Raw genomic sequence first — 26,666 nt, 5'->3', positions numbered from 1 at the left:
TTGGAGCCTTACATACCAAGGTGGCTTTAATATGTCTTTTAAGCTACTGCTTTTGCCTGCTTTTTCTTTTTGCGTTTAAACAGGTTGCCGATGTTCGCCAGCATTTCATAGATCACCGGTACGACAACTAGTGTAAGCAATGTTGATACGGATAGACCGCCGATAACTACGATCGCCAGACTCTTCGAAACAAGGCTGCCGCTTGCTCCGCCAAACATTAGCGGAATCATAGCACAGATCGTCGCTACAGCTGTCATCAAAATCGGACGAAGACGGGTAGAACCCGCTTCCAGGATCGATTCTCTTACACTTAAACCTTTTTCACGCTGCTGCTGAACCCGGTCGATGAATACAATCGCATTCGTTACAACAATACCGATCAGCATGAGTGCACCGATTAATGATGAGATATCAACTGGAATTCGTGTAATAACAAGCGCAAGGATTGCTCCTATCGCTGCGAGCGGAAGTGAGAACAGAATCGCGAATGGTGCGCGCGCCTGACCGAATGTTATCACCATGATTAAGTATACGATCAGAATAGCCGCTCCCATCGTCATGAAGAGATCCATGAACTGTTCGTTCATTTCTTCTCCAACTCCGCCTAATGCGACGGATACGCCAGCTGGTTTCTCAATGTTTTTAAGGATATTCGCAATATCAGCGTTTACCTTTTTGATGTTTTTATCTGTAATGATACCCGTAACCTGCAGATACTCTTTCCCGTCTTTACGGAATATTTGAGCTTTTGCAGGCTGAAGCGATAGTTCAGCTACTTCCTTCAAAGCAACTGGACCTTTTACAGGGGAAAGAATCGTCGTATTTAATAAATCGTCACGATCCTTCACATCACTTAAATCATAGTTCATCATGACTGGCAGTTTAATGCCTTCCAGCGTAATTTGACCGACTGGGTTGCTCGCTGTTAATCCTCTTACTTGCTGGGCAATATCTGCTGGGGTTAATCCAGCTTCTTGCGCTTTAGATTGATCAACATTCAGTACCCATTCATTTTTTAAATCTTCATTGTTGGATTGAACATTTTCAAGCCCTTTAACATCTTGCAGTTCTGCTGTCAGCTTTTCAGCCATTGGCGCCAGATCTGCTTGCTTTTCAGCTGTTATATTTAAACTGATGGCATCAGAGCTTCCACCCATCATACTTGCCATTGAAGCAGAAATTGTTGCAGGTGCATATTCTTTTTCAAGAGCTTTCATTTCTTCAACAAACTTTTCTGTATCTGCACCTTTTTCCATCTTTGCTACTAATCTTGCTGTGTTGTTTCCTTGAGCCATTCCCCATTGAGCCATTTCACTTGATACTCCGACTTGAGAGTAGCTTGAAACCACACCGTCGTAATTATTGATCACTTCTTCAAGCTTGTATGTTCCTTCTTTTACAGCATCAAGAGATGTATCTTTCGGATATTCGATACTAACGTTCACCATGCTTTCATCTGCTGATGCCATAGAGCCCGCTGGCATTACAACATAAAGAGCAATTGAACCGGCAAATAACAAGAAGCAAAGTCCGCTAACGATCCATTTATGGTTCAACGACCAGTTTAAAATGTTTAAATATCGTCTAGGCGGTTTTGGTGTATGTTCTTTTACATTCTTCAGCATTTTGTAGCTCATTAAAGGAACTACTGTAAGTGCTACAAGCAATGATGCCAATAGAGAATAAACCATTGTTAATGCAAAAGGCATAAAGAAGACACCTAGTGCACCTTCGACTAAACCAACCGGCAGGAATACTGCGATAGTTGTAATTGTAGAAGACGTGATAGCTTTTGCTACTTCTCCTACAGAATCAACGATCAATTCCTTAGAGCGTTCTCCCGTTTGCAAGCGGCGGAAAATATTCTCGATAACTACGATACTATCATCTACTAAACGCCCTACTGCTACAGCCAGACCGCCCAGTGTTAAAACATTGAGCGTTATCCCTGATTGATGCAATAAGAACAGTGTTAAGAAAATGGATAACGGGATACTGATTACCGCTATTACCGTTGACTTAAAATGGCGCAAGAATAGGAGGATAACGACAGATGCAAACAACGCTCCCAGCGCTACTTCTTTTGCCATGCTCATTACAGAATCATAAACGGAATCAGATGTTGCATAAAACACCGAAAGTTTAAATGTGTCCCCATACTGCTTATTGATTGCTTTCATTTTCTCGCGTACATCGTCACCAATTTGGACGGCGTTTGCACTAGCTTCTTTCGTGACAGATAAATACATCGCGTCTTTTCCATCAACATGTGTAAACGATTCAAGACGCTGTTCATCTTTTAAATCAGCTACATCTTTTAATAGAACACCTGGTGCAACCGCAATGTTTTTCCACGCATCCAGGTCCTTCATTTCACCTAATACCCGAAGCGTGTTTGTTTTTTCATCAAGTGTTACGTTTCCTGCAGGAAGTGAAACATCCTTCCCCTGCAGAGCAGCCATGATTTGGGGAGCTGCTACCTTCTTTTCCAGAAGCTTATCTTGATCCAGGGTTAACGTAACCTCTCGTGTCGCTTTCCCAAATAAAGCAACATCGGCTATTCCTTCTACACCCTCTAACTGTGGAATCACTTCTTCTTCAATAAGTTGATAATCTTCTGTAGTAAATGCACCGTCTTTGTTAATCGTCAGATCCATAATCGGAATCATGGAAGTGTTTAATTGAACGACGTACGGTTTGTTGATTCCTTCAGGCAGCGGGAAGTTGTTCGTCTTTCTTTCCACCTCTGCTGTTACTTCCTTCATGTCTGATTTCATATCAAATGTTAAATCAATTCGGGAAATCCCCTGACCAGAAACAGATGTTACGGACTCCACACCTTTTACATTGCGAAGCTCTTGTTCCATCGGCTCCGTAATGTAATCTGTCATTGTTTCTGAATCCATGCCATCTGCAAGTGTCGTTACAGTAACCATCGGATTATCGATACTCGGTAAAAATTCCATCGGCAAGCGCTGGCCTGCATAAACCCCTAATGCAGAAATCAGCAAACACATAATTACGATGGCTGAGCGGTTTTTCAATGAAAACCAAGTCAGTTTCAACATATTTCCCTTCCTCCATCCCCTGTCGCCTTAACTAGTACAAAAGGCTCAAAAATATCACAATACTTGGATATTGTAGTACGATTAATAAGGAAAAACAAGTAACATTTATAAAAATTTGCCAAAATTACATAAATAGAATTTTTTCAGCAAAAAGCTGCTCTCTTTTACATGAGAACAGCTGTGTAAATCTATGAAATTATGGTAAATATCGACGGGCTCCTGCATAACTGTCTTTCCAGTACTTTGTGTTTAAAGACTGGATGCGAACCCCCTTAGAAGTGGCTGCAATAAATTCCTTGTTTCCTAGATAGATCCCGACAAAAGAAATGCTTTTACCGTTTGTTTTAAAGAAAACGAGATCACCCATTTTTTCTTTGCCTTTCACAACAGCCGCTCCTCCTTTATATTGAGTTGCTGAAGTTCTTGGAATGTCTTTATTCACTACAGTTGTTTTAAAAATATATTTAGTAAAACCTGATGCATCAAACCCTTTTGGCGTTGTGCCTCCCCACTTAAATGGAGTTCCCTTGTAGAGTTTAGCTGTTTCAGTTACTTCCTGGTCATAGGATGGAGAAGCTTTTGCTGCGGTTACACCACCTAGAATTAATAGTGCAGCGAGCCCTAATGAAACAAATGCCAGCAGTATACGTTTCATATAAAACATCCTCTCTTAAATTAGCTCTTTCAATCTATTAGTCGATGGGCCGTACCTCAAAGTTACTTTTTCTCCATAAGAAAAAGACTACAAATTGCAGCCTTTTTCGACATCTATTGATAGTGGTATACATTTTGTCCTGTAATACCTTCAATCGGTTCTTTTAGCTGATAAGGTCCAATAGAATCCAGGTTGGTATTCTTAAACATTATAGATTCATATCCATAGCTTTCAGCCGTAAGAAGTATAGCATCAATCATCATTAGGTCTTCTGTATCCTCATGAGATAGTTTGAAAGCATCAGGGAATGTGATCTCAACTGAATCATCTGTAATTTCCTTAACTCCAAATTCTAGATCTTTTGGAAGCAGCGGTTTTAATCCGTACCCTTGTTCTTCATCCATAACATCAAGTGCACCTTTTAATTCTCCAGGCAGTTCATCGCCTTCCAATCCTGCTGAAAATAGACTGACGATAAAAGCGTCTGTAGTTGGTGCATCATAACGGAAATGAGGTGCCCCCGGAACTTCAAGATCTAAAGAATCTAACGGACCCATTCTAGGAAACTCATATCCCTCTTTACCGTCTGTCCGGAACACCACTTTATACTTTTGGTTCTCGTTCGCAAAAGTCAGTGCCATCAAAGGCTTCAATAAAGATTCCTCTGCTTCATGAATGGAACCTGCCGGCCAGTCAATAAAGACGGTTTCTTCTTCCTCAGTAATCGTTGCACGCTGAAGCGGACTTCCAGAAAGGCCCGCTGCTTTTGGATCAAACTTTTTTATTTGATCGTTTACTTTATTTAAATAATGATCAGTCTTGGTTACAAAACTAACGGGCACGACAAGCTGTGCCTGTTCATCCAAATACCCTACCGTTACCCAATCTTGATCAACCCCGCCGCCATTAAGGCTGCTTTCTTGTATCGGACCATGATAAGCAGCAGGTACTGCTTTTTTATCTGCTTTTAAACTTACATCTCCGTCTGTTGCAGTTGAAGCTGCATCCATTCCTTTTGACCCTTTATCAGATTCAAGCGCTACTTTGTTCTGCTCCATCTTTCCGCCGTTTTTTATAAGATCAGGAACAAAAACACCAAAAATAACAAGTGCACAAGCTGTCGCAATGGCTGGAAGACTCCACGTCGGAAGCCGCTTTCCTTTATTGTCTTTATAATGAACCTTCGCCTGTACCTTTAAATAAAGCTCTTGTTTGGATCGGCGGTCTTTTATAGGGGGCAGACTTTTAAGATGCTGTTCAATTTTTTCATCGTTCCACTTAATTGGTTCCATCTTTCAATTCCTCCTCCAGGCCCGGTTGCTGATCCAGCCATTTGCGCAATTCTTTTATGGCCCGGTGCTGGGTGGTTTTCACTTTGCTTTCTGTCCAACTTAAAATTTGCGCAGTTTCTGAGATAGATAATGACTGAATGTACCGAAGCACGAGTACCTGCTGCTGATCCAAAGAGCAGCGTTTTAACATTTTATATAAATCTTTAAAAGACTCTTTCTTTGATATTAACTCTTCTGGAAGGGGGTCCTGATCTCTTAGCACACTTTCACTTTCATTAATGTCAAAGATCAAAAATCGTTTGTTGCGCCGTGATTGTTTTCTTAGCCAGTCAATGGCCACATGCCTGGCGATCGAATACAACCATGTTTTTTCTGAACTTTTGCCCTCAAAACTTTCATACGCGTTTAATACCCGGATATAAACTTCCTGAACGAGATCCTCCGCCGATTCCCGGTTTCGGACCATGTAAAATAGAAATTGAAACAACGCGTGGTGATATTCATCGTATAACCGGTCGAACGTTTCCTTCACCTCGAATGGCCCCCTGTCTATCTATTTATGTAGTCGTATTTACTCACAAAAAGTTACATTACAAACATGGTACTCTATTAGTCTACTCCTAATTCAAGCATCCTGAAAGGACCAATTTGTCGATAATTACCAACAAAAGCATTACTCCTTAGACAAATAAAGTCGTTAAATAGAAAAAGGTGTTTTCGTAAACATGGTTGCTTTTGTAAGAGTTTAATTTCCGCTATAGGACTCGCTTTCCGCAGGGTGTGCGGTGAGCCCCCTCGTCGCCTCGCGACATTGAGTGGTCTCACCTGTCCCACTCATCCTGCAGGAGTCTCGTCCTTTCGCTCCAATTAACTATTCAATGAAGAATTTCGACAAAATCTCTTAGTTGCAACAATCTTTTAGAAAAGAGCCATAGAAAAAGACGCCGGTCTTGGCGTCTTATTGCTGCACATAGTTTAAGAACATTTCTTCAATTGTATCCCAGGCAATTCGGTATTGCTCTTCTTCCCCTAAAAAAGAATAATGCAATACATTGCCGTCACGAATTGCCCAAAAGATCCTTGAAATGTTCTGCGGGTCAATTTCCTTCTTAATTTCACCGGACTGCTGGCCTTCTACTATAATATTTACAATATAGTCGATAAAGCGGTTGTATCTCTCTGCAAGAATTTTTCTTAAATCTTCTTGCCTCGAGCCAAAAAGCCAAAACTCAATATAAACACGCATTGTCTGCTGATCATCTTCTTTTAATTCTTGCTTTTTAAATCGCTTAAAGAGATTCGCAAGTTTTTGTTTCGCACTGGTTAGGTGTGCATTCACTTCATCCATTTCTTCAAAAAACGTATTGGTGCGTTTTTTTAGAAGCTGTAAATATATCTCTTCTTTGCTTTCGAAATAATTATAGATAGCACCTTTACTAATGTTTGAATCTTTCACGATATCATCAATAATAGTCGCTTGATATCCTTTTTCACCGAAGCACTTTAAGGCGCTCTCAAGTATGTGGTTTCGTTTCTCTTCTTTATACTGAGCTGAAACTTTAGGCATGATGCTTCCTCCATTTATGACACGTCTTTCATTTCAAGTATAACAGAGTTTTCAGTCTATTTCGGAAAAAGTTTTAGCTGCTTGGGATTCCATCTCTTTTTTAATCGGACGCTCCATATGGACTTGTTCCACGAACTTAGTAAAACCAGCCTCATTCAATAACCGGTTTAAAGCATCATCCTTTTTAGGGACATTCATCGTTAATCTTCTTACAGCCCCTTCTTCTTGAGCAAAGGCAAAATTGATCAAATTCGCTGTTGCTTCTTCCTCTAGATGATATTCAGGGTTAACCCCGCACTGATACAGTACAATGCCTGCCAGCTCTCCTGTTTCTTTAAAGCCCTTTTTATATACTGCATATCCGATAGTGTTTTCACCATCCATAGCGATTGCACATGAAAAATCTTTTAAACTTGGGAATTGTGTTTGCCATGCAGTAAGAGGCTCAAAAAATGACAATGATTTGATCTCCTGCATATCCGCATTTTTCACAGTGACATTTGAACCTAGTCCTTTAAATACAGAAATCTCTCCTTCATGCTGCATAAAAGAAAGTTCTTCAAATGTTTGATAGCCCATCTTTTCATATAACTTTATTGCTGTTTCATTCTCTTTAATTGCTTCTAGACGTGCAATATCTACATTCTGCTCTTCGTAGATCTCCAGGCAGACGGAGATTAATTTTTTCCCGATTCCCATTCCTCTAAAATCAGGTGCGATCGCAGTACCGCCGTTCCATACATATTGTTTGCCGTTAATCGTTCTAAAACTGTTCAGTACAAATCCCGCGAGTTTCCCTTCGTAAACAGCTGCAACCGAATTTTCTAAAGAGATTCCCTCTCCTGTAATTTTTTGCAAGAAACGGTTAAGATCCATCGTCATATCAGAGAAGTAGTGTTTCCAACATTCATTCCATAAAGATATAGCTTCATTAAAAGATAACTCACTAAAACGTTTAATGACTAGCACAAGCTTCACTCCCTGAACATATTTTTTAAAACGACTGGTCGTTTTATTTAATTTTATTTTATTAAAAGTACCGATGGATGACCATTAAAATCGTTCGACAAAAACTTAATGACCGGTGCCTAGACTCTATTTCAATAATCCCACGTTAATAGATTAATTCTTTTCTTAATTAGATTTTTTCCTGGCTTAATTAGAATAATCCCACGTTCATTAATAAATAACCACGGGTCGACACTTTGAGACTTTTTTAGACACATCTGTCCTCATTATCGATCCACAAAAAAACCTAAGCAGTAAGCTTAGGTCATTTTCCTTCTATTAAGATTTTAAAGTGCTCATAATATTCGTCCAGCTTTCGATCCTCCTGCTGAATAAATTCCTCTCTTTGTTTATCCGAGGTAAGTTCCAATGCTTTCCCTCCGAATTCACAAAGATCATCCAGTACACCAGATGTTTTTTCTCCAACTTCTACATCTTCCTTCAACAGCTGGCATATTTCAGTTAAACGGTTTATTTCTTCTTCACTCGCGCTCTTTTTTTGAATGATTTGTCCAAGCATAGAATAGATAAGCTCAGCTCGTTCTTTTGTCTGTGGTTTCATGAGATCACTCCCTCTTTTTCTCATTTTTCCCCTTCATTCATTTCATAAACTGTTTTATTTAGGAAGAGAATGGGTAAATCAAGGATAGTATCCAAAGAAAGGAAGAGTGCTGTGGCTAAAAGAACAGAGCTCCGTCAGCAAAAGAAACGGTCACGCTGGATCCGGCGAACTGCTATTATTACTCTCATATTTTTCTTATCCAGTGTGACATTCGGAGGCGCAATGATATTTGCCTATGTAAATGGAACTCCGAAATTAACGGAAGAAGCCTTGAATGATCCGCAATCTTCTATGATCTATGATATGAACGATGAGTTTGTCACTTATGTTACAAGCAATGAACGCAGAGAATACGCTAAAATTGGCGACATTCCTGAACTTGTGCAGCAAGCGTTTATTTCAACAGAAGATACCCGCTTCAAAGAACACATGGGTGTTGATGTTAAACGTATATTTGGAGCGGCATTAGCAAACGTACAAGATGGTTTTGGTGCTGAAGGTGCGAGTACCATTACTCAGCAAGTTGTGAAAAACAGTGTACTGTCACCTGATAAAACGATTAAGCGGAAAGTACAGGAAGCCTATCTTGCTATTCAGTTAGAACAAAAATACTCCAAAGATGAAATTTTAGAGATGTACTTGAATAAAATCTATTTTGGCAGCGGCGCTTACGGGGTTGCAACTGCATCCAAGACGTACTTCAACAAACCGCTAAAAGATTTAACACCAGCTGAAGCTGCTTTATTAGCTGGCCTTCCGCAAAGACCGAGCGGATATGACCCTTTTCTTCATCCAAAAGCGGCTGAGGAGAGACGCAATACAGTTTTAGAGTTAATGTACAAAAATGGTGCCATTACAAAAGAACAGAAGGAAAAAGCAGTAAAAACTTCCGTTACTGATACACTGGTTAAAGAAAAAGCCAAACGATTAAAATATGAATCTTTTATTCAGCAAGTAATCAAAAAATTAAAAGAGAAAGGCATCTCAGAACGTGCTATTTATGAAGGCGGTTTAAAAATCTACACAACTCTTGATCCTAAAGCACAGGCACATACTGAAAAAGTTCTGTCTACAGATGAGTATGTAAAGTATCCTAGTGAAAAGTTTAAAGCGGGTGTAGCGCTGCTCGATACGAAGACAGGAGTCATTCGTGCTTTAGGCGGAAACAGAACGAGCGGTGATGAAGATATCGCAAAAGGATTTAACTATGCCACTGACACACAAAGACAGCCAGGTTCAACGATCAAACCCATTCTTGATTACGGTCCTGCCATTGAAAAGTTAAAGTGGTCAACATATAAACAAATAAAAGATGAAGAATTAAAAATCGGTGATTGGGAAGCAGGCAACTGGGATGATGAATTCCATGGAGACGTTTCTATGCGGGAAGCACTCGTTATGTCTTACAATATTCCTGCGATAAAAACATTTATGGAAGTTGGATCAGAAGATGCCGTTAAGTTTGCCAATAACCTCGGCATCCCGATTAAGACTGCTCATCCCGCTTATGCAATCGGCGGATTTAAGCATGGTTCTTCACCACTAGAACTTGCCGGAGCATACACAGCCTTTGGAAATAAAGGTGTGTATCATAAACCTACAACTTTGCGTAAAGTTAAGTTTTCTGATGGCTATGAGAAGAAGTTTGAATCAAAACCGGTAGCAGCGATGCATGACTACACCGCATATATGGTGACAGATATGCTGAAAGATGTTGTGAAACGAGGAACTGGAACATTAGCTGCTATTCCTGGATTAGAAGTGGCCGGCAAAACTGGTACAACGAACATGCCTGAAGGATTGGATATTGAAAAAGGGTCCAGCGATTCATGGTTTGCAGGATATACAACCAATTACACAGCAGCTGTATGGACGGGGTATGACAAGACGAACGCCGAACAATATTTAACCCCTGAGGACCAAAAAATTGCTAAATATATCTTTAAATCAATTGTTTCTGAGGTTTCGAAAGATAAGAAAACAGCCGGTTTTGAAAAGCCAAAATCCGTAGAAGAAATCTATATTAATAAAGATACTGGCTATATCACAAAAGATAAGATGGTTCCAACACAGTTAGAGAGCTCATTGTAAAAGGAACTTCTACAAAAGAGCTTTTAGCACCAATAAAAGAAAAGAAAGCTCCAAAGAAGAAAGAATCGAAAAAGAATGAAGACAAAGAGAAAGATAAAGAAAAGAAAAAGGAAGAAAAATCTAAAGAAAAAGAAGAAGAAAAAAGAAAAGAAGACGATGACGAGAATACAGATCCTCCTCCTCCAACTGAACCAAAAGGAGATGACGATGCTGATCCTCCACCACCACAGGATGACGAACCGGACGATCCCGGAACAGACCCTGAACCAGAGGATCCGCCAACAGAACCTGAAGATCCAGAAGAACCTGAGCCGGAACCAGACACACCTCCAACTGATCCGCCAGCAGAAGATGATGGCACTGCAGAAACTAACGCGACAACAACAGACACTCAAACAGAAACGAATTAACTCCAGAGTATTATTCTAATAGATTAGTGTTTGTGCACATTTTTGGTTGAGTAGCTTCTTTGACTAGTTGATTGGAGCGTAAGGTGCGAGACTCCAGTGGGATTAGTGGGACAGATGAGACTCCTAATGGTGCAAAGCGCCAAGGAGGCTCACCGCCCGCCCCACGGAAAGCGAGTATCCTGTAGCGGAAATCAACACCTTCTCATTGTAACAATGTATACGAAAATAGACATTATTAAAAAGTAACCCTAAATATTTCAGGGTTACTTTTTTATGAACTCATATAAGAAAGATTCTCCATTACGATAAAACCTCGGGTCATAGATTCCCAGCTTGTCATTCTCTTCAACTACAACTACGAAAGGAGACCATTCATGAAGTGTTTTTGCTCTCGGATTCTCTTCAAATAGCCGAGCAAGATCTGCTTCATCCTTTGAGATCAAACGGTGCTCTACTTGAGGTTTTATAAAAATGCTGTCTTTTACAATCTCTACTTCGTTTCCGTCTTTTCCGATCACCTGAAATTGAGTAGGTACAAAACCTGCAGCAAGTGCTACATCTTCATACTTTTCCTTTGCTTCATTATAGATGATATATCCCTGAGCAGACTGGATGGCAACATGAGCAATCATTAACAGCCATACCACTCTGAATACTTTATACCTTTCATTGGCTTCTTTTTTTCGAGAAACAATGAATCCAGCTAGCATCAGAAACCAAAATACAAAATCAACAATTGGAATTGTGCCGAATGTTACGCGATAGCTGGAGAAGGGTTCAATATATCCGGTTCCCCATGTATTGAAAAGATCGCTCGTATCGTGTATGAAAACAGCTAGAAGTGCCCAATAAAAAATCCGCCTGTCTTTCACTTTAAATAATAGACGGCTCAAATAGTAAATCACGATTCCCCAGATCGGTATCAGAAAAAACGAGTGCGTTAAGCCTCTATGCCACATTTGCTGCATGATTCGCCCTGTTTCAGTCAGGTTAACGACCACGTCAATATCAGGTATTTGACTGCCTACTACGGTTGTAAGCAGGAGTGCTCTTTTATGTAACTTATCCATATTAGATCTATTTGCAGCTCCATAAAGGGTTAATCCAAATAAAGTATGTGTAATTGTATCCATGTGCCCTCTTTGTTTCGTTTTACTTATATGGTAACGAAAAAAAGAACTTCTGTCTTGATAGAAGCTCTTTCCATACTTTCAATTATTTCCTGAAATAATTTCCGGGGAAATTCGACGTTTTTTCCTATCGGTCTACACTTCCTGCTTTAATATTCCAACCCCCTTTTGCGGCAAGAAATTCTTCAATTTGAGTTCTATGATGTTCGTCGTGTTCTACTAGCCCGCTAATATATTCACATAATGTAATCATTTTTGAACCCATTTCAATTTTTTCCTGCCAAACAGAACTTGGGACTTCTCCTAACTTTTTTGCGACTACTTGGCGGCATTCAATCACTTCATCTAGGAGCTGGTTTTTAGAGATACCTGATTTTGCTTCATTTGCTGCATGGCTATTGATTTCTTCAACGTCTACTTTTTTTGCCGGAATTTCAGATCCACTTACAAAATAGGCAACTCTCTCATCCCATACAAAAACATCCCATGCCTTAATATGAGCAACAATTTCTCCAACTGACCATTTCCCATCTTTAATAGGTACCAGCCAATATTCCTCTGGTATTTGTTTAAGATGCTGAAGCCAATTCGTAAAATCCTTGTACTTTGTCAGCACTTCACTCATGGTTGTCCTCCTTTAATTTTCAAAACTTTTTGATTTTAATTAGGGTATTGTCCCTGTCACTCCTCCTCTTGGGACATACACTATAGATGAAAGCATAAGGCACAAGAAAGAAGGAGGAATTACAGCATGTTTGGAAAGAGACAACAACAACGTAACTGGGGTTATCCCGGATATGGTTACGGGTGCTGCAACCCTTGTGGCGGTTATGGCTATGGCGGCGGCTACGGATACGGAAGCGGCGGCGGAGTGTTCGCTTTAATTGTAGTGCTTTTTATCCTTCTCATCATCATTGGTGCGACGTTGAGATAAGAACAACCCAAAGGCGAGAGTTTCAGCTCTTGCCTTTTTTGTTTATCCTATTTTCCGCTCTGTTAAAAAAACAAAGGATTCTTCTTTTGATACAGAATTCTCTATACCTTTTTCTCTCTTCTTCACTATTTTCCTGCCTGGCAATTGATCACCTGCTCGTTTTATTCCCTCAGCCATAAAGTTAAACGCCATGATGACCGCGGCAAAGCTTAAAACCGGAAAGAATACAAGCCATGGGGCAAGTCTTAATTGATAATAATAACCCCCTAACAACCCTGACCATTCGTTTGATACAGATACGGGTATCGTAAATTCCATTCCATATTCACGATAGATTGTTCCTCCAAAGAAAACACCTAATATACCTAGATGTGCAAGTAACAATAAAACAGCTATAACCTGCTGAACATACATAAGCACGAGTCTTGGCCATAGATGAGGCATGACATGTTTAAACAGAATACGAAACCTGCTTCCTCCCATTAACTTGGCACTCGTGATAAATTCGTTTTGCTGGATTAAGTTAATTTCTTCTTTTATTAGAATCGCCGTATTTGGAATGGCAATTAATACGATCAGTAAGATCTGAAAAAAGGCTTTTTCCCAGAAGGTTATTTGTTCAATAGCAATAATAGGTGCCATAATAAAGAAGATTAATAGAGCAGACGGGATATAATAGAAGGATTGACCTAATCCTTTAAAAATGGGCAAGATTCTTCCTGCGCTTAATAATATAACGCCGCCAAAAAAAGATAATAATATTCTTAGCAAACTGGCAACAAACGCAATTCCCAATGTGTACTTTGCACCTGAGATAATTTGATAAAATAAATCCGCTCCCATACGGTCGCTGCCGAACCAATAATCACTTGACGGCTCAAAAGGTGCTTTATCAACAGGTGTAATTCCTTCATAGATAATCTGATTTTCATAGATTTCATTATTCATGACAAAATGATGGTAAAAACTAAAGCTAATCAAAGCAAAAATAAATAAAATACCAGCTAGAAAAAAAGGGTCTTTCCAAATCGCTTTTATCATTTTTCACCCACCCACTTATACGTAAAAATTCTAAGAGCCGTAAAAAATAGAAACATGGGTAAAAATAATAGAAGCATAGAAATCGTAAAAATAGCTGGGTTCCCCATCTCTCTTACCAATGTTGTAACTCCATAGATATTAAACAAGTATTCAACCATTAATAGATTAGAAAGCATAAACCAGAGGATATTGCGAGATTGATGAAAGACACTTAACAGCGTGTTCGGAAGTACATGCCTCCAGAGAATGCGAAATCTGCCAATCCCTTTACTCTTAGCAGTATCAATGTATTGTTTTTTGAACTCCTCTTCCATATTAAGGAGCAGTATCCTCAAAATAAGCAGAGTTGGCAATACAGTTAAACAAAAGATCGGTACAAAATAAGTTTTTTGGTCATACAAAGATACAATCTGAAACAAGAGAATATTCGTCTTCTTAAAAAACCAGATAATAAAGAACTGCATTCCAATCGCAATGAGAACATCAGGAATGGATTCGAACATAAACGAAAATACACGGATCTTATCTTTTAATCGTGTTGGGAGCGTAAAAATCCCAAGAGCAAACATAAGTGCTAAGATAATGGCGATAAAAAACGATGAAAATAAAATTGTTAAAGAATATCCGATAATACCCCATATTTCTGGAAAAAGCGGGTACATACCGCTTCCGGTAAAATACATGATTTCAGAAGGCTTCATCATCGTTTTAAATAGTTCCCCTATTCCATCTAAATAGCTGCCTGTATCAAACGACATCCCTATAAACATAAACGGTACTGAGCCTAAGAGAATAATGCCGATGACAGATAATACGAAAGAGAGCAAACTGTCTTTTATAATGTATGGCATAAGATCCTCCTATTTTTTATTCATCTTTCTGTATTCATTTCTTGCTGTCATGTAATCTCTACCTTCAAATGGGATAACAAAAATATTCGAGAGTTCACCTTTACATCCATTTAACGAAAGACTATTTCTTGATTCGAAAACATTCATACATTCAAACTCGCCCTTCGGCATACCATAGCCGCTATAATTATTTTTAAAAATCGTTTTTTCTTTCTCCACAAAATGCAGGGTACTTGTAACTGGCTCACCGCTTTTTTGAAAGACTGTCACTTCAAGTGTACTTTCTTTGTTGGTCTCTACGTCTTTAAGGAATGCAAACATTGGAATCAAATGCTCCGTTTTCGTACTCCCAGTCATCAATTCTCGTTCTTTATCAGACAGATTCTGAATGACCACATGATTCTTCTCAATTGCATCCTTTACTGTAAACTTCGGCTCTTTATCTGCTTCTTTCTCAGAGCATCCAATTAAAACTATCAATAGACCTATCACCGTCCATATCCTCTTCATTTTAAATCCCCCTTAATTTAAAGAATGTTCGGTCTATTTATTCTATTATTTTTTACAATTATAGGAAAATTAAATCTAATTATAATATTAGACGAACAAAAGCCCCTCTTTTATTCAAAAGAGAGGCCATTATTATTAATTTATAACTCTAATGTTAGCGGTGAATTTTCTTCACTGTTCATTAATCTGATTAAACTTGGCTTTATTTTCAGCAGTATATAATTAGGGTCATTTGGTCCATCAAAATAATGTGACATCTGTTCAGACCAAAACTTCTCCTTCAGTCCCTGATCATCTTGAATTGTTGCCGTACCTTCTACTTCTAAATAAGGGTCGCCATATCCGTCGCCGTCATAACCAACTAAAAGATGCACATTAGGATTTTCCTGTATCTCTTCAGCTTTATGAGTTTCGATACTAGTTGGTGTATAGAAGGTAAGTTCATCATGATAAAAGGTCATATACCTGGAATGCGGCTTGTTTTGTTTCACACTTGCTAGCACTCCTGTTTGTCTTTTTTCTAATACGTTCAATATTTCTTGTTTTAGCTGCTCTTTATCCATTTCATCCACTCCTTTAATTTTCTGGCTCTTCTAACTCTACCTTCTAGGATGGAAAATAAAACATCATGTTATGCATGAACGGAGCAGACTCATTTCAAGTTAGACGGAAGTGGATTCTTTCATCGCTTCCTCTTCTACCTTATCCATAAAATCTTGAACGACTATGTTGTTATTTTTATCACCAGAAATCTTAAGCATGACTTTGCCTAAAAAGTTGATGCCTTTATTATGTCCCGTATAAATAAAGCGTGTGCTTGTTTCATCTAATTTTATTAAATTAAAGGCTGCTTCAATTTCGAAGGCTTTTCCTAATGTAAAACCTATTCGCAAGTGTTTTTTTGATTCAGTATTCTCATACCCGAGAGTCTCAACAATGTATGTTTCTACTCTTCGTCCTTCTTTGTAAGATTGACGATGCTTGGAGCCCACTATGCCTTCTTTCTTTTCAATTGGTGTATGTTCTACAACGTTTGGCATGATGCGCTGCAGATTTTCTTCAGAAAAGAGTTCCCACACCTTTTCAATATTTACCGAGATTACCTTCTCTTCATTCCATGTTAACATCTTTCATCCTCCTCATTTCCCCATTTTAAGAACTGATCGATTTCATCTATTGTGCCGTGCAATTCCTCTATCTTTTTCTGAATGCCCCGCTTTTTTTGATTAAGAATGTTCTCCAGATTCTCGAAAGATTCATCTTCAATAACCGTGATCATCTCTTGAATCGTAAAGTTGAATTTTCGCAAACTCACCAGGATCATTGCAATTAAATAAGATCCATTATCGTAATACCGATAATTATTCTTTGGATCAATGTAAGCTGGTTCAAGCAGTTTCACCTCTGCATAATACCTCAATGTCTCCTTGCTTAATCCTGTCATTTTTGAAAACTCACTAACTCTGTACACTTTATCATTCACCACCTGCATCTCCATCATAAACCGTGTTGTGCACCACAGAGTCAAAACTTTTTTCATATCATTTTATAGTCTTCCTCAAGAAGCTGATTTTCCCTTTAAGAAAAAGGAATCAGTATTGGATAAGAGAATATTAAACCACTATAGGGAGGTGTTAGCATGGAGTTTAAGGATTACGAAGAATTTTGGCCGTTCTATCTTTCGCAGCATAGCAAACCATCTACTAGAGCGTGGCATTTCGTTGGTACTTCATTTGTCTTTATCTTTATTATTCTTGCGATTTGGAAAAGCCTTTGGTTTCTTTTATTAGCTCCTATCGTAGCTTACGGCATTGCTTGGTTCAGCCACTTTTTCGTTGAGGGAAATAAACCAGCTACTTTTGGACATCCATTCTGGTCTTTAAGAGCAGATTTTCGTATGTACCGGATGATTTTGTTTGGGCAGCTAGGGAATGAATTGAGTAAACTTCCGAAAGAGAAAAGTATGTAAAAGAAAACCCCATTTCAAAATAGAAATGGGGTCTTTACTATCATTTATTCTACTGTTACTGACTTCGCAAGATTACGCGGCTTATCTACGTCACAGTCGCGGTGAAGCGCTGCGTAGTAAGAGATCAGCTGCATTGGAAGTACAGATACAAGCGGAGTCAAGTATGGGTGGATCTTCGGAAGAACGATGCGATCGCCTTCTTCTTGCAGTCCATCCATCGAGATCACGCAAGTGTACGCACCGCGTGCCGCTACTTCTTTTACGTTACCTCGGATACTTAAGTTAACATGCTCTTGAGTTGCTAGAGCGATAACTGGCGTACCATCTTCGATTAACGCGATCGTACCGTGCTTAAGTTCTCCTCCAGCAAATCCTTCTGCTTGGATATAAGAAATTTCTTTAAGCTTAAGTGCAGCTTCTAAACATACGTAGAAGTCAGCAGCACGGCCGATGAAGAATGCGTTACGAGTTACAGCTAAGAACTCACGGGCAATCTGTTCCATCTCTTCTTTTTGATCACAAAAAACTTCCATCGCGTTTGCTACAATCGCAAGCTCCTGAAGCGGATTGAAGTCTAACTCGATGCCTTTTGCACGAGCAGAATCAACAGCTAAGATAGCAAGAACTGCGATTTGTGCAGTGTATGCTTTTGTTGAAGCAACTGCGATCTCAGGACCAGCATATAAGTTAAGCGTATAGTCTGCTTCACGAGAAAGTGTAGATCCCGGAACGTTTGTGATCGTTAATGCTTTGTGACCTAGTCTTTTGATCTCAACTAATACGGCACGGCTGTCTGCAGTCTCACCGGATTGTGAGATAAAGATGAACAATGGCTTTTCAGATAAAAGCGGCATGTTGTAAACAAACTCACTTGCGATGTGTGATTCAACAGGGATGTTTGCAATGCTTTCGATAAGCTGCTTACCAACAAGACCTGCATGGTAGCTCGTTCCGCATGCAATAATGTACACACGGTCTGCGCCTTTCATTGCAGCACGGATATCGTCATCGAGCTTAAGGTCGCCATTTTCATTTTGATACTGATTAATGATGTTACGCATTACGAAAGGCTGCTCATCAATTTCTTTTAACATGAAATGAGGATACGTGCCTTTTTCAATGTCGCTCGCATCAAGTTCAGCTGTGTAAGGTGCACGTTCCACAACTTCACCATCAAGAGTCTTGATTGTGTAGCTGTCACGAGTCACGATTACGATTTCTTTATCCATTAATTCAACGTATTGATCTGTTTGAGAAAGCATAGCCATTGCATCACTTGCAATAACGTTGAAGCCTTCACCTTTACCCACTAATAATGGGCTTTTGTTTTTACCAACATAGATGGTTTCAGGGTTTTCGTTGTCGATTAAACCGATCGCATAAGAACCTTTAAGTTCAGACAATGTACGGCGGAATGCTTCTTCCACTTCCATGCCTTCTTTTACAAAGTGCTCTACTAGCTGAACGATTACTTCTGTATCTGTTTCAGACAATAACTCAACACCTGAAATGTATTGCTTCTTCACCTGTTCATAGTTCTCGATTACACCGTTGTGCACAAGTGTAAAACGCTCTGTTGAACTTTGGTGTGGATGTGAATTCACTTTACTTGGAACACCGTGAGTTGCCCAGCGTGTATGTCCGATCCCTACAGATGCTTCAACACCTAGATCAACACTCTCACGCAAGTTTGCAATACGGCCTTTTTCTTTAAATACGTGAACTCCGTCTTCGTTAAGTACGGCAATTCCTGCTGAGTCATATCCGCGGTACTCTAATTTCTCAAGACCACGCAATAAGATTTCTTTTGCATCATTATTTCCAATATAACCTACGATTCCACACATAAATAAACGTCCTCCTTAAGCCATCACACTCTGCTGACGGCTTACATAAGAGGGCCGTGAGCGGGGCTCACAACCCCACCTATGTTTTCTATTTTTATTTTGGTTTCACTTGCTTTCGTCTTTGTACAGGAAGTCACCTTGCCTGATTTGAACAAAAGCTTACGGAAGTGAATGTTCCGAGAGGCATCCGCCGAAATATCGATGAACCTCTTCCTCGTCAACTGCTTTTTTCCGGTCAGCAGTTCAGGCGCTTTTTGGATGAATGATTAACTGTAAACTCCTTCCTTTTATTTGAAGTAAACAAAAATAATCATACACGGGTTTTTCAAAACCGTCAATTATTATTCTTTCCCTATTTCAGAAAAAGTTGAAACATAAAGTTCCATAATAAAAAAATATGCATAAGCAGCCCTTTGTGTGAGCCGCATATGCATATGTTTCGTGCCCTTTTTCATTTTATGTCGGATGAAAGGCTTCCTTTTTATTCTAGGCTGTTTTCGTAATCCTTGTTGCTTTTGAGAGTGGTTGATTTCCACTCCAGGTGCTCGCTTTCCGCGGGGCTGGCGGTGAGCCTCCTGGCGCTTTGCACCTTTAGGAGTCTCACCTGTCCCACTGATCCCGCAGGACAAGGAAGGCTTCGTCAGCGTTATATCGCACGAAGAAAATGTGATTTTTCATTTTCGAGGAGTCTCACACCTTTCACTCCAATCAACTTGTCAATGAAGAGAATGAAAAAATGACCTCAAGCACTAATCTTTTAGAAAAAGCCTTATACTAACTCTTTTTTAACGACTTCTACGATTGTTTCTGCATGCTTTTGGCAAAGTTCTTCTGTAGGTGCTTCTACCATTACGCGCACAAGCGGTTCCGTTCCAGAAGGACGCACAAGCACTCGGCCGTTCCCTTCAAGTTCTGTTTCTACTTGATCGATAGCCGTTTTAATCGCTTCATTTCCGTTCAGCTTAGATTTATCTGCTACTTTAACATTGATTAATAGCTGAGGGAATTTTTTCATCTCTCCTGCAAGTTCTGATAGTGGTTTGCCAGTTGCTTTTAAAATAGATGCAAGCTGGATTCCAGAAAGAAGTCCATCACCTGTTGTTGTGTAATCCAAGAAGATAATGTGGCCGGACTGCTCTCCGCCAAGGTTGAAATCGTTCTTGCGCATCTCTTCCATTACGTAACGGTCACCAACAGCCGTTTGAGCAGATTTCATTCCGCTTGCTTCGACTGCCTTATAAAATCCAAGGTTACTCATAACGGTTGATACAACCGTATCCTGCTTCAGACGGCCCTGGTCTTTAAGATGCTTCGCACAGATGAACATAATTTGGTCACCATCGACAATGTTTCCTTTTTCATCGATCGCGATCAAGCGGTCTCCATCACCATCAAAAGCCAATCCCATGTCACAGCCTTTTTCTTTTACAAGCGCAGCAAGCTTCTCCGGATGTGTGCTTCCAACACCTTCATTGATGTTTAAGCCGTTCGGACTAGTGCCCATCGTTGAAATATCTGCTTCTAGATCAGCAAATAAGTGCGGTGCATGTGATGATGTAGCACCGTGTGCACAGTCAAGTGCGATATGCAATCCTGAGAAGTCTCCAGGTATCGTTTGTTTTAAATATTGCATGTACTTCTGTCCGCCTTCGAAATAATCGCTGACAGATCCCAGGTCGCCTCCTACAGGACGAGGCAGTTCGTCTGTATCCTTATCTAAAAGTGCTTCAATCTCCGCTTCTTGCTCATCTAAAAGCTTAAAACCATCAGCTCCAAAGAATTTAATCCCGTTATCTGCAACTGGATTATGCGAAGCTGAGATCATGATTCCCGCTTGTGCTCCCAGCGCTTTTGTAATAAAAGCAACTCCAGGTGTTGAAATAACACCTAAGCGCATTACTTCTGCACCGATGGATAAAAGTCCAGCTATAAGAGCGCCTTCTAGCATTTGTCCTGAAATTCGTGTATCACGGCCGATCAAGATCTTTGGCTTATCTGTATCTTTTGTTAGAATATATCCTCCGAAACGTCCTAATTTAAACGCAAGTTCAGGCGTTAGCTCTGTATTTGCAACTCCTCTTACTCCGTCGGTACCAAAATATTTTCCCATTATTGCTCTCTCCTTCATCTATTGACTGCTAGTTTCTGTTTGAATTTCCACACTGGCTTCTTGAACTGTATCTGTCAGATCAATATCAGCAGGATTTTTCCAATCTATCTTTACTTCGTGTGTTCCTTCTTCAAGCTGGCTTACATCCAAAATACCTTCGAGATCTGATTTTTGGAGCAAATCAAGCGTACTCTTCTTGCCTTTAACCGTCACATCGACGGCGCCGTCTTCAGGGTCTAGAATAGTAGCTTTTTTCTCATCGGTCGTTCCAAGCAATGTTAATGGAACATCTTCAAACGTTCGTGTAACCTCTTCATCTTCAACGTCAATCGAAACGGATACCTCTTTTACCGAAACAGATTCGATTCCATCTGGAACAGGAACATCCACAGTTAATGTTGTATCTTTTTTAATCTTGCTAAGATCTATAGAAATCTCTTTAAATGAATCATATTTATCTAAAGAAGTTGTTGTACCTGTCAGCGTAATCTCATTCGGGTCAGATGTTATTGACGCAATTGAGAGACCTTCTTCCAGCTCTCCACTTGTACGGATGGAAATAGGCACTGTTTTTTTAGGTTTCTTTATCGGCACTGATACCTCTGCCGTTTCAGGAGACACCTGTACATCAATAAGGTCTCCTTGTTGATTGTATGCCCGTAAAGGCACTTTTGTCCTTATAGGCTCGTCCGCATCCCCTACGTCTACAAATCCAGTAATAAATGAGATCTGGTTGATCATTCCTTCTGGGCCCGTTACTTTGACGGATTTTGGAGAGAATTCAACATCCCCAGCTGTATAACCCTCTGGAAGCTTTCTTGTATTTTTTAGATCAACGTTAACCGGCATCTCTTTCGTAACTTTCTTATGAAGGATTACGTCAACGTATTCAGGCTTCACCTTCGCTTTAACGCCTTCAGGCAAACCGCGGACATTTACTTTAACCCGTTTATTGCCCGGATCCTCATTTGTCAGATCAATATATGCTTCGACTTCTTTATCTACTTTTGTGGCTTTTGTAATTAACCGGCTCGAGCCTGTTAAGGTAATATCTACCGAAGAGGGCAAATCGGTTAAGACATATTGTTTTTCATCAAAATAAGGTGTGATTTCAACGTCCTGAATGGTTTCGCTTTCCGTATACATTTTTGAAAAAATAGAACGGTTAGCTGCTTCTTCCTGCGTTTCCATTGTAACGATGGTATACATCATTAAAGCAAGGAGGAAAGCAATGATTTTAACAAACCATGAACTATTAAGGAGTTTGTCCATTTTTCTTTCCCCTCCAATTCCAGCGAGTTGAGGAAGTGGACTTGTTCGCAATAATCAATTCTGCATTCAACAAATTTCTTAAAGACTCTTCGTCCAGATTCCGATAGATTTCCCCGTTTTTTGTAAGGGAGATCGTACCTGTTTCCTCAGAAACTATAACCGTTATAGCATCTGTCACTTCACTGATCCCTAATGCTGCTCTGTGTCTTGTTCCAAGCTCTTTTGATACAAACGGACTTTCTGTAAGCGGCAAATAACAGCCGGCTGCAAAAACCTGGCTTTGTTTTATAATGACAGCTCCATCGTGAAGCGGTGTATTCGGTACAAAAATATTTGTTAACAGCTCGGAAGTTAAATGCGCTTGAATCGGAATCCCAGTCTCTACGTACTCACTCAATCCTGTTTCTCTTTCTATTGAGATGATTGCTCCGATACGGCGTTTAGACATATAGTTTGTAGACTTTACAATGGCCGCGATCGTTTTCTCAGTTTCCTCTTCTTCAGGAATTCCCGTCCTTGAAAAGAATCTGCCTCGTCCAAGCTGTTCCAGCGCTCTTCTCAGCTCTGGCTGGAAGATAATAATAATGGCAAGCAAACCATATGTAATGACTTTATCCATCAGCCAAGACATCGTCCGAAGATCGAACGAGCTGCTCAGGAACCATACTACGATGATCACGCTTATCCCTTTTAACAACTGAACAGCTTTCGTTCCCCGGATAATCATGATCAATTTATAGATGACATACGTCACCAATAAAATATCAATTATTTGTGTAAGGTAATTAAAAATATTAAAATCTGCGATTGGTAACATAACTTCCCTCCCAACTCGGGTATGTGTTCCAAGTTGAAGTTTCATAATGGATTTTACTTATATATTATAGCATACCTCATTACAAAGAAAACTGAGCATGAGAGGCTCAAGTTTATGAAAATTCAGGGCTCATCCTTTTGGTGGCGGCAACGAAACTGCCCTTTGCTTAATACCACACTAGGTATTACGTACGGCATTCCCACGTTAAACCGGATTAATCCCACGTTAGCTGCGTTTTTTCTCACGTTAAATGAAATAATCGCACGTTAATTAAAAAATAACCACGAGACGACAATCCCGGACAAAATTCGCGGCGCGGATACCCGGGCATCATTTTCCTTACCCAACAAAAAAAGCCGTCTCTAAACGGCTCTTATCGTTATTTTGCATTGTTTCTTCTTTTGTACTAACCAACGATTTCAACTTGTACCATACCCATTCGACAACTTGGCCGATTTCCTGACTGTGGCCCGTCACCTCTCCTGCTGATGCAAGATACTGATTACCTTTTATTACTGTGACGTCGCCCTCTACTCTTCCTTCAATTCGGACGTCTGCATTCTCAACGACAAGGTCGCCTTTTATCGTTTCTCCAGCTGGGACAACGACTACCCTTTCAGCCTTTTTAATCTGAAGGTTTCCTTCTCCTTTTACAACAGCCAGGTCTTGCTGATTATAGCTGGTGAAAACGGATGCTGCCATAAAGAACATAAAGATCGCCGCTGCCGTTAAAGCAGGATGACGCTGCATCCATCGTTTCCATTTGATCTGCTGCTTCTCTTTAGGCAGCTTTGCCATAACAGCCTGAGTAAATCCTTCAGGCGCCTTTATAGAATGGTTCTGTAACTGTAATTCTTTTAGAGTATCTAAAAGCAACTCGTATTCTTCTTTACATGATTCACATTCTTCCAGATGAGCATGAAAGACACGCTCTTCTTCCGTAGTCGCTTCACCATCGAGTACTTTGTTCATCAATTCATCAAATACAGAATCTTCACACTGCATTTTTTCTTCACCTCGTTTTTACAACCATTTGAAATACTTTCTTCAGCGCTTCTCTGCCTCGATGTATACGAGTTTTTACAGTTGGGACGGGTATGTCCATGATGTGGCTGATTTCTTCCAGTGATAAATCTTCTACATATTTTAGAACAATCGCTGTCCTATACTTTTCGGGGAGCTTCATAATTTCTTCTTGCAGTTCATTCCATCGTTCGTTTTCTGTTACGACTTGTTCAGGCAGCGGTTCTTCAGATGAGAGCTGACTATACATCGTAGCTCCGTCAGTGCCAGGCACTTCAGCATCTAAGTAGTAATCAGGTTTCTTCTTTCTGAGCCTGTCGATGCATAGGTTTGTGGCAATTCTGAAAATCCAAGTTGAAAATTTAAATTCATTGTTGTATTTACTTATATTACGGTAAGCTCTTAAAAAAGTTTCTTGTGCTAAATCTTCTGCTTCGTGTCCATTGCCGACCATCCGGTAACAATGCCGGTATATTTTATCTTTAAAAAGGTCTACAATGCCTTCAAACGCTTCCTGGTCCCCTTTTTTGACTTGGGCAACCATATTCGCTACTAAGGCGTCCATCTATTATCACCACTCGGATTTTATTTACGTACCAGCTTGCCATAAGTTTCAATGATTCTCTTTATTTTTTTATTTTATCATGTTGCAGAATTTGACGAAATAAAAAGGTATTTTTTTCTAGTTTCGGTGTTTCAAACTAATAAGGCCTGGGAATATTAATCATATAAAATACTTAAACGATTGAAGAGAGGGGTTGTTTGTATGTATAGGGATTTATTGATTGAACAAATCGAACACTCCAGACAGCAAATGAATGAACTTTCGAAACATCTACCCTTAATTGCAGAAGAAGTTGTAGAACTTTCTCAAGAAATAGACCAGCTGCTAAATCAATATCAACGCATAAATGAAAAAGAACAGTTGCTTCCGTAAAGAGGCAACTGTTTTTGATTGAGCAGATTTATAAAAGCTTTTCTCCAAATAAAGATCCCATTAATGCGACAGCAACGGTTGCTGTTTTGTTCTTCTCATCAAGAATCGGATTAACTTCCACAAACTCTGCAGAAGTAATAATTTCTGCTTCTGCTAGCATCTCCATCGCCAGATGACTCTCTCTGTAGCTGATTCCCCCAAGTACAGGAGTACCTACTCCAGGGGCGTCGTGGGGATCTAATCCATCAAGATCAAGACTAAGGTGAACCCCGTCAGTATGTGCTAAATATTCGATCGTCTCTTCCATAACTTTTGTCATACCAAGACGATCCACTTCATGCATCGTGTAAACTTTAATTCCCTTTTCTTTTATGAGTTCTCTCTCACCTTCATCTAGTGAACGCGCTCCAATGATAACAATGTTTTCCGGCTTCACTTTAGGTGTATAGCCGCTGATGTTCGTTAGCATCTCATGACCAATTCCGATACTGGCAGCTAAAGGCATTCCGTGTATATTGCCGCTTGGAGAAGTATCTGCGGTATTCAGATCGCCATGAGCATCGTACCAGATAACACCAAGGTTTTCGTAATGTTTTGAAACCCCTGCTAAAGTTCCAATCGCAATACTGTGATCTCCGCCTAATACTAGCGGGAACTTTTTGTTCGTAATTACACTGGAAACAGATTCAGAAAGCTTTTCACTTGCTTCCAAAACACCGTTTAAGTTTTTAAGATTACCTTCGTTTTCAATGCTTTGTTTTTCTGGACGAGCAATTTCAATATCACCTAAATCCTCAACCTGATAGTTAAGGTTTTCTAAACGCTCAATAATTCCTGCATATCGAATAGCACTAGGCCCCATATCTACACCGCGTCGCATTTGTCCTAAATCCATCGGTACTCCGATCACTGATATATCTTTTAACATTTCTTCTTCCTCCCTTATGAAAAACATAAAAACTAACGAATTCCTAATACTATTGTATCTGTAAGGGATTTCATGGTTCAACTGGACAAAATTTTGCATAGATATACCAAAAAGAAAGCGCTTTCGATGCTTGGATACATATTTATAAGAAATAGAATGGAAAATAGATGGGGTTCTTTTTTTATTGGAGAAGGAAATGCTTGCAGCGGAATGTCTTCATTTTATTTTCTAACCCGTAATTATGGTTTATAGACTGTAATTTTATTTTCTAAGCTGTAATTACATTTTATAGACTATAATTTAACTTTTCCAAGCCGTAATTTCGCTTATAGGCTTTTCAATTAAAATGAAATAGAAGATGGATAAGTCCATCTTCTAGCCTTCTTCTAACCTTTTTTAAATAGGCGCATTTCTAAAAGATTGCTGCTACTGAGCGATTTTCAAAAGTTCTTCATTGAATAGTTAAATTGGAGCGGAAGGGCGAGACTCATCGAAAATGAAAATCACTTTTTCTTCGTGCGATATATCGCTGCCGGAGCCTTCCTTGTCCTGCAGGATGAGCGGGGCAGATGAGCCCACTCATTGTACGCAGTACAGAGGGTGCTCACCGCACGCCCTGCGGAAAGCGAGCCGCTGCAGCGGAT

At 39.8% G+C, this 26,666-nt stretch carries 27 protein-coding genes; 5 read left to right on the top strand and 22 right to left on the bottom strand.

Annotated elements, in window-relative coordinates:
* Window positions 1-38: 38 nt before the first annotated feature.
* From ABE41_RS01025 to ABE41_RS00995, 7 genes are all read right to left on the bottom strand, one after another.
* Window positions 39-3,068 (bottom strand): efflux RND transporter permease subunit, encoded by a 3,030-nt coding sequence (locus ABE41_RS01025; protein WP_066285651.1) that lies wholly within the window; start codon window positions 3,066-3,068, stop codon window positions 39-41.
* 196 nt (window positions 3,069-3,264) lie between these two features.
* On the bottom strand, window positions 3,265-3,723 hold the full coding sequence (locus ABE41_RS01020) for a C40 family peptidase (protein ID WP_066285650.1): 459 nt from the start codon (window positions 3,721-3,723) through the stop codon (window positions 3,265-3,267).
* A gap of 113 nt (window positions 3,724-3,836) precedes the next feature.
* On the bottom strand, window positions 3,837-5,015 hold the full coding sequence (locus ABE41_RS01015; RefSeq protein ID WP_066285648.1) for a hypothetical protein: 1,179 nt from the start codon (window positions 5,013-5,015) through the stop codon (window positions 3,837-3,839).
* Complete coding sequence (sigX, locus tag ABE41_RS01010; protein WP_066285646.1) at window positions 5,002-5,547, bottom strand: RNA polymerase sigma factor SigX; 546 nt, start codon at window positions 5,545-5,547, stop codon at window positions 5,002-5,004. Before sigX ends, ABE41_RS01015 begins: the two co-directional genes overlap by 14 nt.
* 426 nt (window positions 5,548-5,973) lie before the next feature.
* Window positions 5,974-6,582, bottom strand: coding sequence for a TetR/AcrR family transcriptional regulator (locus ABE41_RS01005; protein WP_083207603.1), 609 nt, complete (start codon window positions 6,580-6,582; stop codon window positions 5,974-5,976).
* Between the two features lie 51 nt (window positions 6,583-6,633).
* Window positions 6,634-7,551 carry a GNAT family N-acetyltransferase gene (locus tag ABE41_RS01000; protein ID WP_066285642.1) on the bottom strand — a complete coding sequence of 306 codons (918 nt, stop codon included), beginning with the start codon at window positions 7,549-7,551 and terminating at the stop codon, window positions 6,634-6,636.
* 304 nt (window positions 7,552-7,855) lie between these two features.
* A complete protein-coding gene (locus ABE41_RS00995; RefSeq protein ID WP_066285641.1) occupies window positions 7,856-8,152 on the bottom strand; it encodes a hypothetical protein in 297 nt (98 codons plus the stop codon).
* A gap of 111 nt (window positions 8,153-8,263) precedes the next feature.
* Here ABE41_RS00995 and ABE41_RS00990 point away from each other — a divergent pair, with 111 nt between their 5' ends.
* Together ABE41_RS00990 and ABE41_RS20845 are read left to right on the top strand one after the other, a co-directional pair.
* Window positions 8,264-10,243 carry a transglycosylase domain-containing protein gene (locus ABE41_RS00990; protein ID WP_066285638.1) on the top strand — a complete coding sequence of 660 codons (1,980 nt, stop codon included), beginning with the start codon at window positions 8,264-8,266 and terminating at the stop codon, window positions 10,241-10,243.
* A gap of 75 nt (window positions 10,244-10,318) precedes the next feature.
* Window positions 10,319-10,672, top strand: a complete 354-nt coding sequence (locus tag ABE41_RS20845; protein WP_156774194.1) for a hypothetical protein — start codon at window positions 10,319-10,321, stop codon at window positions 10,670-10,672.
* Window positions 10,673-10,916: 244 nt separating this feature from the next.
* On the opposite strand, the gene ABE41_RS00980 is transcribed toward ABE41_RS20845, so the two are convergent.
* Together ABE41_RS00980 and ABE41_RS00975 are read right to left on the bottom strand one after the other, a co-directional pair.
* Window positions 10,917-11,786 (bottom strand): metal-dependent hydrolase, encoded by an 870-nt coding sequence (locus ABE41_RS00980; RefSeq protein WP_066285635.1) that lies wholly within the window; start codon window positions 11,784-11,786, stop codon window positions 10,917-10,919.
* A gap of 124 nt (window positions 11,787-11,910) precedes the next feature.
* Window positions 11,911-12,408: a DinB family protein gene (locus ABE41_RS00975; protein ID WP_066285634.1), complete on the bottom strand. Its 498-nt coding sequence runs from the start codon at window positions 12,406-12,408 to the stop codon at window positions 11,911-11,913.
* Window positions 12,409-12,534: 126 nt separating this feature from the next.
* On the opposite strand from ABE41_RS00975, the gene yjcZ reads away from it, so the two are divergent.
* Window positions 12,535-12,717 carry a sporulation protein YjcZ gene (gene yjcZ / locus ABE41_RS00970; protein WP_066285630.1) on the top strand — a complete coding sequence of 61 codons (183 nt, stop codon included), beginning with the start codon at window positions 12,535-12,537 and terminating at the stop codon, window positions 12,715-12,717.
* A 42-nt stretch (window positions 12,718-12,759) separates the two neighbouring features.
* On the opposite strand, the gene ABE41_RS00965 is transcribed toward yjcZ, so the two are convergent.
* The 6 genes from ABE41_RS00965 to ABE41_RS00940 all read right to left on the bottom strand — a co-directional run bounded on the left by ABE41_RS00965 (window position 12,760) and on the right by ABE41_RS00940 (window position 16,602).
* Window positions 12,760-13,758, bottom strand: coding sequence for an ABC transporter permease (locus ABE41_RS00965; protein ID WP_066285629.1), 999 nt, complete (start codon window positions 13,756-13,758; stop codon window positions 12,760-12,762).
* Window positions 13,755-14,609 carry an ABC transporter permease subunit gene (locus tag ABE41_RS00960; RefSeq protein ID WP_066285627.1) on the bottom strand — a complete coding sequence of 285 codons (855 nt, stop codon included), beginning with the start codon at window positions 14,607-14,609 and terminating at the stop codon, window positions 13,755-13,757. The genes ABE41_RS00965 and ABE41_RS00960 overlap by 4 nt, the downstream gene beginning before the upstream one ends.
* Before the next feature lie 9 nt (window positions 14,610-14,618).
* Window positions 14,619-15,119, bottom strand: coding sequence for a ubiquitin family protein (locus tag ABE41_RS00955; protein WP_066285625.1), 501 nt, complete (start codon window positions 15,117-15,119; stop codon window positions 14,619-14,621).
* Between the two features lie 140 nt (window positions 15,120-15,259).
* Complete coding sequence (locus ABE41_RS00950; RefSeq protein WP_066285623.1) at window positions 15,260-15,682, bottom strand: pyridoxamine 5'-phosphate oxidase family protein; 423 nt, start codon at window positions 15,680-15,682, stop codon at window positions 15,260-15,262.
* A gap of 99 nt (window positions 15,683-15,781) precedes the next feature.
* Complete coding sequence (locus tag ABE41_RS00945) at window positions 15,782-16,246, bottom strand: SRPBCC family protein (protein ID WP_066285621.1); 465 nt, start codon at window positions 16,244-16,246, stop codon at window positions 15,782-15,784.
* Window positions 16,240-16,602 (bottom strand): MerR family transcriptional regulator, encoded by a 363-nt coding sequence (locus ABE41_RS00940; RefSeq protein WP_253805413.1) that lies wholly within the window; start codon window positions 16,600-16,602, stop codon window positions 16,240-16,242. Before ABE41_RS00940 ends, ABE41_RS00945 begins: the two co-directional genes overlap by 7 nt.
* A 156-nt stretch (window positions 16,603-16,758) precedes the next feature.
* Between ABE41_RS00940 and ABE41_RS00935 the strand changes: the two genes are divergently transcribed.
* Entirely contained in the window at window positions 16,759-17,088 is a 330-nt protein-coding gene (locus ABE41_RS00935; protein ID WP_066285618.1) for an Mpo1-like protein, read from the top strand.
* 44 nt (window positions 17,089-17,132) lie between these two features.
* Here ABE41_RS00935 and glmS read toward each other — a convergent pair whose 3' ends face one another.
* The 6 genes from glmS to sigW form a co-directional block, all read right to left on the bottom strand.
* Window positions 17,133-18,935 (bottom strand): glutamine--fructose-6-phosphate transaminase (isomerizing), encoded by a 1,803-nt coding sequence (glmS, locus tag ABE41_RS00930; RefSeq protein ID WP_066285616.1) that lies wholly within the window; start codon window positions 18,933-18,935, stop codon window positions 17,133-17,135.
* Window positions 18,936-19,704: 769 nt separating this feature from the next.
* Window positions 19,705-21,045 (bottom strand): phosphoglucosamine mutase, encoded by a 1,341-nt coding sequence (gene glmM, locus ABE41_RS00920; RefSeq protein ID WP_066285610.1) that lies wholly within the window; start codon window positions 21,043-21,045, stop codon window positions 19,705-19,707.
* A gap of 18 nt (window positions 21,046-21,063) precedes the next feature.
* Window positions 21,064-22,317: a CdaR family protein gene (locus ABE41_RS00915; RefSeq protein WP_066285609.1), complete on the bottom strand. Its 1,254-nt coding sequence runs from the start codon at window positions 22,315-22,317 to the stop codon at window positions 21,064-21,066.
* Window positions 22,301-23,134: a diadenylate cyclase CdaA gene (cdaA, locus tag ABE41_RS00910; protein ID WP_066285608.1), complete on the bottom strand. Its 834-nt coding sequence runs from the start codon at window positions 23,132-23,134 to the stop codon at window positions 22,301-22,303. Before cdaA ends, ABE41_RS00915 begins: the two co-directional genes overlap by 17 nt.
* Before the next feature lie 339 nt (window positions 23,135-23,473).
* A complete protein-coding gene (locus ABE41_RS00905) occupies window positions 23,474-24,139 on the bottom strand; it encodes a zf-HC2 domain-containing protein (RefSeq protein WP_066285607.1) in 666 nt (221 codons plus the stop codon).
* 7 nt (window positions 24,140-24,146) lie between these two features.
* The gene (gene sigW / locus ABE41_RS00900) at window positions 24,147-24,722 is read right to left on the bottom strand and encodes an RNA polymerase sigma factor SigW (RefSeq protein ID WP_066285604.1); all 576 of its coding nucleotides are present in this window, start codon (window positions 24,720-24,722) and stop codon (window positions 24,147-24,149) included.
* A 201-nt stretch (window positions 24,723-24,923) separates the two neighbouring features.
* Here sigW and ABE41_RS20435 point away from each other — a divergent pair, with 201 nt between their 5' ends.
* On the top strand, window positions 24,924-25,094 hold the full coding sequence (locus tag ABE41_RS20435; RefSeq protein ID WP_083207600.1) for an aspartyl-phosphate phosphatase Spo0E family protein: 171 nt from the start codon (window positions 24,924-24,926) through the stop codon (window positions 25,092-25,094).
* A gap of 28 nt (window positions 25,095-25,122) precedes the next feature.
* Here ABE41_RS20435 and rocF read toward each other — a convergent pair whose 3' ends face one another.
* Window positions 25,123-26,022, bottom strand: coding sequence for an arginase (gene rocF, locus ABE41_RS00895; protein WP_066285602.1), 900 nt, complete (start codon window positions 26,020-26,022; stop codon window positions 25,123-25,125).
* Window positions 26,023-26,666: the final 644 nt, after the last annotated feature.

This window comes from Fictibacillus arsenicus (assembly GCF_001642935.1).
GTDB lineage: Bacteria > Bacillota > Bacilli > Bacillales > Fictibacillaceae > Fictibacillus > Fictibacillus arsenicus_B.
This window is presented reverse-complemented; position numbering and strand designations above follow the sequence as displayed.